Source organism: Pseudomonadota bacterium (assembly GCA_022361155.1).
Classification (GTDB): domain Bacteria; phylum Myxococcota_A; class Polyangia; order Polyangiales; family JAKSBK01; genus JAKSBK01.
Window position 1 is genome coordinate 1 of sequence record JAKSBK010000051.1, and the last position, 1,177, is coordinate 1,177.

Annotated in this window: 1 protein-coding gene; it reads right to left on the minus strand. The window is 49.0% G+C overall.

Going from position 1 to position 1,177, the window contains the following annotated elements; genetic code table 11:
* Positions 1 to 93: 93 nt before the first annotated feature.
* The coding region (locus MJD61_01405; protein MCG8553933.1) for an OprO/OprP family phosphate-selective porin at positions 94 to 1,177 on the minus strand (1,084 nt) is incomplete at its 5' end.

Here is a 1,177-nt window from a genome sequence, read left to right on the forward strand (position 1 = left end):
AGAAAACCCGCCCGGTCCCTGCGAAGACCGAACGGGTTTGGAGGAGATAAGAAAATTTTGGGTTTTCTTACCTTGGCTTGAAACGAATGATTGCTAGAAGGAAATATCCCATTGCAACCGGACCCGGTTGTCGGAATAATCCATTCCTGTAATATCCTTCAGGGTCAGATAGGAATAATCCACAGTGACCTTGTTGTTGTGGCCTGCAAAAAACCAGTTCACACCCACCGTGTATTCCTCTCTACGTTGTCTATCCCTGTTGTTCGTTACTGCAACCGACTCAATCACATACGCATAACGAAAGGCCAACTCCAGTCCCTCGGGAAGCGGTGCCAGAGCCCCGTGGTTGGTGTAACCGATCTGGGCGTACATACCTTGATAGTCATGCGAAAGCATGTTGAGGTACTTGTCGTCAACTTTCATCTCATGGTATTCCTGCTGAATGGCGAGACCTCTATACTTAAAGGCAAGTTCCTGAACCCACTGAGTTCTCTCGAACTGGGCATTCAAGGATCCGGCTGCACCAGGAAACGCAGACAGGTTGCCACATCCGGAAGAACTCCATCGGGTACACCGTCCATTGTTGTCCGCATACGCAAATGCCAGACTACCTGCAGGTTTTTCATGGTACTTAACGTCCGATTGCCGCCATTTCAAATCCCGGCCCAGAAAGTTCCATTGAATGCGCGCCATATACATGAGTTCGCCATCGTCGTTGTTGGTGGCTCGTCCTTCGCCGTTGAAGATACCGGCATAATATCTTAAGTCCGCAGGCGTTTCTTTAAACAGGCGACCTTGGAGCATGACACCCACTTGACGATCGATAGTAAATACCCGATTAACAATCGACCGTTCGACAAAGGTCTGGCGGCCGGAGGAATCTACACGTTCCCGGTTATAGTTGATTTTCCATTGACCCACCCGGAATCCGATCTCATCAATAGGCTGTACCGTGATTCTCCAATCGATGACACGGGCTCGGTCTCCAAGGCCTCCGTCAACGTCTTTAGAAGGTTGCAGGTCAATTTCAAAATAGTATTTGATCCATTTTTTATAACCATGTCCGCCAATTTTCATCCGAAGACGTCGGGCTTCAAAGTTGCTCACATCCTCCCGGGTAGTAAAATTACCCACACTTCTGGGGTCCGAACGATTGGGGTGGGTGTATCTCAATTGC